Source organism: Natrarchaeobius chitinivorans, from assembly GCF_003841505.1.
GTDB lineage: Archaea > Halobacteriota > Halobacteria > Halobacteriales > Natrialbaceae > Natrarchaeobius > Natrarchaeobius chitinivorans.
The window spans coordinates 65988-72325 of sequence record NZ_REGA01000022.1 but is presented as its reverse complement, the minus strand read 5'-3'; the positions used below and the strand labels follow the sequence as shown (position 1 = coordinate 72325).

The following is a 6338-nucleotide window of genomic DNA, read 5'->3' as shown; positions in this document are numbered from 1 at the left end:
CTGCGTATTCGCTAGTACTGGAGTGGGAGACCCTCTGGGAACGCGAGTTCGCCGCCCCTTTCATACTTTCATTCACCTCACGGAGAGCGGTTGCGCTGCGTGGGGTGTGTCATATTGCGGCGGGGAGTGGTGATGCTGGGTCGTCTCGCCTAGTCGGGACGGACCGCGCGGCGAGGCGGTTCGGTCGAACCGAATTCGAGTCTCTCCCATGTGACCATCGAACCTCTCGGTCGGCTGCTCGACTCCACGAAACACGCGCTCGAGACGATGTCCACGTCGTCTTCGGCGGGGACCGTAACCGTTATGCGAGCGACTCGTCTACTCTCACTCGCGCCAAGGTGGCAGAGTCCGGCCGAACGCAGCTGCCTGCAGAGCAGCCCACCGCCGGTTCAAATCCGGCCCTTGGCTTTCTGTCACGAACACGTCCGTGAGCGACAGCAACCAACTGGTCGATTTAACCCCTGGGACAAATCTTCCGAGAGGAGATTGTCTACTTCGAATTGCCGTCGGACTCGTCGCTCATTTCGCCGATCTCCGCTGCTACGTCTTTCACGTGTTGCTGGTGAGAAGCTGACGTTTGGACGCTTTGGGCTGCATCGAGCTGGTCGTTGACGATCGCGTTCTGCTGTGGTCCCCACGTCTCGGGGGATTCGGACTCGATGTATTCGACCCAGCGCTTGATGGCCTCGATGCGCTGCTCACGGTTGCGTTCGTGCTTCGTGTCGAGGTGTTTACGCGCGCTTGGTTCGTTTGCAGATGGGCGCATAAATTGTCGGGACTGAGCAAACCTGAGGAGTTTGTGATGTACGGCGAGCCACGACTGAACGAGCGTAGCGACGTGAAGAGCAGGGTCGCCCTGAGTCGACGATCAATTCCCAAATCCGACTTTGATTCAGTAGTTGATGGCCCCACGGCATACGGATTCCACAGGAAGCATCGACCGGCAGTCACGCCACTACCACTCACCACAGACCGCAGTACATTCCGAACAAATAACTGATTGAGCAAGGTCTCGAATTACATTCTCTTCCCAGGCACGATAAAAAATTACAACACGGGTATCGAATCCCCTTGATTTATATGGGCCATTGCCGTAAACCTTCCAAGAAGACATGTGGGGTTCTGACATGGATGAGTTTCCAAACTGTGAAGTCGACTCCGTCGGATACGACCCGACGACAGGTGAGGTATACACCACTCACGATTGGGAGACGGACTCTTCGCTGTGTCGAACCATTATCTGGGCCATCGCGGCGGTGAGTGGTCAGTCACCGGAGGAGTTACCGCCACTCTACTCGGCTATCGACCCGGGGGCACTCGAGAACGTGTTTCAGCCACGTTCGGAGGGGAAACCACGGACTCACGGGAGAGTCTCGTTCACCTACAACGGCTTCGATATCGACGTATTCGCGTCCGGTCGAATCCGTATCGACGTCTCGGAGCTCGATGCAGAGACGATTCAGTCACGGTCGAGGTCGTAACCAGCGACGAGTTCGAGACACTGCTCGACGATCGGATTACCGGGGTATCGAACCGTTCCCTGTCTGTTATCGTACTCGATTACCGACGCCTTCGCGAGTTTCGGGAGGTGATGATGACGTGTTTCTGTCTGGAACGTCTCCTCGCCGAGGGTGGTTTCATAGGGCCGCCCACGGCGAATTCGACGATTTGCGGTCGTCGCTCACGCCGACTTCGTCACCGCAAGCGACGGATTTCCATCCGCGTCTATCCAAACGGTGCGTACTCGTTCCGACGCGTCTCACCGCGGTCGGTGGGTGGCGACGTGGATACTCCGCGACGATCTATTTCCAGCGAACGTCAGACGAATATATATGTGAGGACGGTGAACGGTGAGGACATGTTCGGTACCAGCGGAATACGTGGCGAAGTCGGTACGGAGGTGACCGCGGATCTCGCGCTCGCGGTCGGTCGTGCGCTCGCGTCGGACGGCTACGACCGCCTCGTCGTCGGACGTGACGCACGCGAGAGCGGTCGATTCCTGACCGACGCGCTCACCGCCGGCATCAGGGAGTGTGGGAGTGACGTCGTCGACGTCGGCGTCGCCTCGACGCCGACCGTCGCGCGCAGCGTTGCGCCTCTCGAGGCCGACGCCGGCGTCGTGATCACGGCCTCGCACAACCCGGCGGAGGACAACGGAATCAAGCTCTGGCAGCCGTCGGGCCAGGCGTTCGACGAGGAGCGACGGACCGCGATCGCCGAGCGCGTTCGGACGGAGACGTACTCGCTCGTTCCGTGGGACGGGATCGGGGAACTGACCAGAGCGGAGTCCAAGCGCCCGCGTCAGCGCCACGTATCGGCGATCCAGGATGCGGTCGAGACGGCCGACGCCGGTCTCGAGGAACTGTCTGTCGTCGTCGACGTCGGTAACGGGACCGGGGGTGTAACCGCCGACGCGCTGTACGATCTCGGCTGTTCGGTACAGACGTTGAACGCCCAGCCCGACGGTCGGTTTCCGGCCCGGCCGAGCGAACCGACCGCGGAGACTCTCGAGACGCTCCAACTGACGGTCGATGCGACGGGCGCAGACCTCGGAGTCGCACACGACGGCGACGCCGATCGGATGGTCGCCGTCGACGACCGCGGTGAGTTCGTCCCGAAGGACCTTCTGCTGGCGTTGTTTGCCCGGGAGACGGCCGGTGACGGTGATCTGGTCGCCGCTCCGTTGAACACGAGCCTCGCCGTCGACGACGCCCTCGAGCGCGCCGGCGCGTCGGTGACGCGAACGCCGGTTGGTGACGTCTACGTGGCCGAACGCGCCACGGAGCCGGACGTCGTCTTCGGCGGCGAGCCAAGCGGTGCCTGGATCTGGCCGGAGCAAACGCTGTGTCCGGACGGACCGCTCGCCGCCTGCAGGTTGGCGTCGCTCGTGGCCCGTCGCGGCCCGCTCAGTTCGCTCGTCGACTCGCTCGAGACGTATCCGATCAGGCGGGATTCGATCCCGGTCGACGACAGGGAGGCGGTGATGGACGGCGTCGAAGCGGCGGTCCGGGAGCGAGACGAGACGTTCGACGCGATGGACGGCATTCGGATCGAACGCGACGGCGGGTGGACGCTCGTCAGACCGAGTGGAACGGAGCGAGTCGTCAGGGTGACAGCCGAAGCCCGCAGCGCCGGTCGGGCGGACGAACTCTTCGAAGACGCCCGCACCCTCGTTCTCGACGCGGTTCAGTAGCTTCGCTATCGGTTTTTCTCCGCCGGAACATAATACAACCAGCTTCGAGTTATTATGTATAAACTTAAGTTCCGATAAAAATTTGTGGCTAGTGATATGAGCGCCCTCTCTGCAGTGGTACTCGCGGCGGGCGAAGGAAGTCGTCTCCGGCCGTTGACCCGGAGTCGGCCGAAGCCGATGCTTCCCGCGGCGACGACGCCGATCCTGGCGCGCGTCCTCGACGAACTCGTCGACGCCGGAGTTACGGATATTACGGTGGTCGTCGGCTACCGACGCGAGCGCGTCCAGTCGTATTTCGGCCCGACGTATCGGAACGTTCCGCTGACGTACGTCGGCCAGCGAACGCAACTCGGAACGGGTCACGCCTTGCTGGCTGCTCGTGCGGACGTCGACGGATCCATGCTCGTCATCAACGGCGATCAGATCGTCGATCGTCGGATTATTTCCGACGTCGTCTCGGCTCACGAAGGGTCCGATTCCGTCGCGACGCTCGGACTGTTGCGGCGGCCGGACGTCGGCGAGTACGGCGGCGTCATCGTCGACGACGGGGGTCGTACCGAGGACGATCCGTCAGTCCCGATCGTCGACCTCGTCGAGCGACCCCGGGACGACCGGGACTATCTGCTCAACGCGGGCGTATACGCCCTCGAGCCGGCGATCTTCGAGGCGATCGCCGAGACGGAACCCCGAACAGGTGAACACTCGTTGATCGATGCGATCGCACATCTCGTATCCAGTTGCGACGATTCGTCGCCGCCTGTACGTGGGGTCGAGTCCGACGGACTGTGGGTGGATGCGACCTATCCGTGGGACTTACTCGAGGTCGCGGCCGAACTGTTCGACCGGGAAACGGGCGGTTCCGATACGGACGGTCGTGGCCGGCAAGCGCGCCCGGTCAGTCCGTCAGCGTCGGTTCACGACCGTGCGATCGTTCGCGAACCGGCCGTCGTCGCGGACGACTGTGAAATCGGACCCGGTGCGGTAGTCGGTCCGTACGCCTGTCTGGGCGAGAACGTCACCGTCGACGCCGGCGCTGTCGTCGAACACAGCGTCCTCGATACCGATACGCGCGTGGGCCCGAACGCGACGGTCGTCGAGTGCGTTACCGGCCAACGCGTCGAGATCGGTGCCGATACGACGATTCCGGGCGGACCGGGTGACGTCAGGGTCGGCGATCGCGTCTTCGAGGGGGAGAACCTGGGCGCGGTGCTCGCCGACCGCGTGCGCGACGAGGGTGGGGTTACGTACGTTCCCGGGGCGGTCGTCGGACCGAACGCGACCGTTCGCGCCGGTGGGACCGTCCGTGGGACCGTTGTGGAGGGGACGGAGGTGCGGTCCTGATGTGTGGAATCATCGGTTACGTCGGTGACCAACGTGGCGACACCGACGTCCTCGACGTCCTCATGACCGGTCTCTCGGGACTCGAGTATCGGGGATACGATTCGGCGGGCGTCGCAGTTGCCGACTCCTCGCTTGCGGTTCGCAAACGCGAAGGTGACCTTTCGGCGCTCGAGTCCGCAGTAGCGGACGGCAGCGTCGAGGGGGCGGCGGGGATCGGTCACACTCGCTGGAGCACCCACGGGCCGCCGTCGGACGTCAACGCCCACCCGCACACGGACGCGGACGATCGCGTCGCAGTCGTCCACAACGGAATCATCGAGAACTACGGCTCGTTGCGCGACGAACTCGAGGATCGGGGATACGAGTTCGAAAGCGAGACCGACACCGAGGTCGTTCCGCACCTGATCGCCGATGCGCTCTCGGGGGGCGTCGAACCCGAGACCGCGTTTCGACGGGCGATCGGCCGTCTCGAGGGCAGTTACGCGATCGCGGCGGTGTTCTCCGGTAGCGAGACGGTGTATGCGGCACGCGAGGAGTCGCCGCTCGTGCTGGGAGTCGGCGACGGGGGCCACTACCTCGCGAGTGACGTTCCCGCCTTCATCGAGTACACTGACCGGGTGATCTACCTCGACGATGGCGAGTTCGCGACGATCGAGCCCTCGAGCGTCGTCGTCACCGACGACGAAGGGACAGTCGTCGACACCTCGATCGAGACGATCGAGTGGGACGCCGAGGACGCCGGGAAGAGTGGCTACGATCACTACATGTTAAAAGAGATTCACGAACAGCCGACGGCGATTCGCCAGTGTCTCAGCGAGCGCGTCACCGAACTCGAGGGCTGTATCGACGTCGACTCGCTCGCGTCGGTTTCGGTCCCCGATCGGGTCCAGTTCGTCGCCTGTGGGACGTCTTATCACGCGGCGCTGTACGGCACGCGCTTGCTTCGCGAGCGGGGCGTTCCGGCCACCGCGTTTCTCGCGAGCGAGTACGACGTAGACGCGGTTCCGATCGGTGACGACGCACTCGTCGTCGGGGTGACCCAGAGTGGCGAAACCGCGGATACGATGGGAGCGCTCCGGGGTGCAAACCGTGTTGGTGCGACGACCCTCGCCGTAACGAACGTCGTCGGCAGTTCCGCGGCCCGGGAGTGCGATCACGCGATGTACGTCCGCGCCGGGCCGGAGATCGGCGTCGCGGCGACCAAGACGTTCGTCTCCCAGCAGATCGCGCTGGTGATGCTCGCGAGCGAACTCACCGGCGAGTACGGCGACGAACTGGTCGCAGCGTTGCGCGATCTCCCCGGCAAGATCCAGTCGGTCCTCGACGCCTCGGCCGCCCGCGGAATCGCAACGGAGTACCGCGATTCGGACGCGTTTTTCTTCATCGGGCGGGGGTACAACGCGCCGGTCGCCCTCGAGGGGGCGTTGAAGATGAAAGAGATCACGTACAGACACGCCGAGGGGTTCGCCGCGGGCGAGTTGAAACACGGACCGCTCGCACTCGTCACCGACCGGACGCCGGTGTTCGCGCTCGTCACCGGGGGGTCGAATCCGACGAAGACGATCGGGAACGTCAAAGAGGTCGAGACCCGCGGTGCGCCGGTCGTCGCCGTCACCGACGGCTGTGCCGACGTCGAACGCCACGCCGATTTCGTCCTCGAGGTGCCGGAGAGCCACCCCGCGCTCGCGCCGGTGATCGCCAACGTGCAGTTACAGCTGGTTTCGTACTGGGTTGCAAACCAGCTCGGCCGATCGATCGACAAGCCTCGAAACCTCGCGAAGAGCGTGACCGTGGAGTGATCGTC

General features: G+C 63.7%; 6 protein-coding genes and 1 tRNA gene. 5 read left to right on the top strand and 2 right to left on the bottom strand.

Features of this window, described 5'->3' with window-relative positions; genetic code table 11:
• Nucleotides 1-332: 332 nt before the first annotated feature.
• Nucleotides 333-408: transfer RNA gene (locus EA473_RS19240), tRNA-Cys, on the top strand.
• A gap of 82 nt (nucleotides 409-490) precedes the next feature.
• Here the strand turns inward: EA473_RS19240 and EA473_RS19235 are convergent.
• Nucleotides 491-766, bottom strand: a complete 276-nt coding sequence (locus tag EA473_RS19235; protein WP_124197265.1) for a hypothetical protein — start codon at nucleotides 764-766, stop codon at nucleotides 491-493.
• 346 nt (nucleotides 767-1112) lie between these two features.
• Here EA473_RS19235 and EA473_RS19230 point away from each other — a divergent pair, with 346 nt between their 5' ends.
• Nucleotides 1113-1481: a HalOD1 output domain-containing protein gene (locus EA473_RS19230; RefSeq protein WP_341539001.1), complete on the top strand. Its 369-nt coding sequence runs from the start codon at nucleotides 1113-1115 to the stop codon at nucleotides 1479-1481.
• Here the strand turns inward: EA473_RS19230 and EA473_RS23415 are convergent.
• Nucleotides 1460-1660: a DUF7344 domain-containing protein gene (locus EA473_RS23415; RefSeq protein WP_449289219.1), complete on the bottom strand. Its 201-nt coding sequence runs from the start codon at nucleotides 1658-1660 to the stop codon at nucleotides 1460-1462. The two genes, EA473_RS19230 and EA473_RS23415, sit on opposite strands and share 22 nt — an antisense overlap.
• 198 nt (nucleotides 1661-1858) lie before the next feature.
• On the opposite strand from EA473_RS23415, the gene glmM reads away from it, so the two are divergent.
• The 3 genes from glmM (at nucleotide 1859) to glmS (ending at nucleotide 6333) form a co-directional block, all read left to right on the top strand.
• The gene (gene glmM / locus EA473_RS19225) at nucleotides 1859-3193 is read left to right on the top strand and encodes a phosphoglucosamine mutase (RefSeq protein ID WP_124197264.1); all 1335 of its coding nucleotides are present in this window, start codon (nucleotides 1859-1861) and stop codon (nucleotides 3191-3193) included.
• Nucleotides 3194-3289: 96 nt separating this feature from the next.
• The gene (locus EA473_RS19220) at nucleotides 3290-4534 is read left to right on the top strand and encodes a sugar phosphate nucleotidyltransferase (protein WP_124197263.1); all 1245 of its coding nucleotides are present in this window, start codon (nucleotides 3290-3292) and stop codon (nucleotides 4532-4534) included.
• The gene (gene glmS, locus EA473_RS19215; protein WP_124197262.1) at nucleotides 4534-6333 is read left to right on the top strand and encodes a glutamine--fructose-6-phosphate transaminase (isomerizing); all 1800 of its coding nucleotides are present in this window, start codon (nucleotides 4534-4536) and stop codon (nucleotides 6331-6333) included. Before EA473_RS19220 ends, glmS begins: the two co-directional genes overlap by 1 nt.
• The last annotated feature ends 5 nt before the right edge of the window (nucleotides 6334-6338 follow it).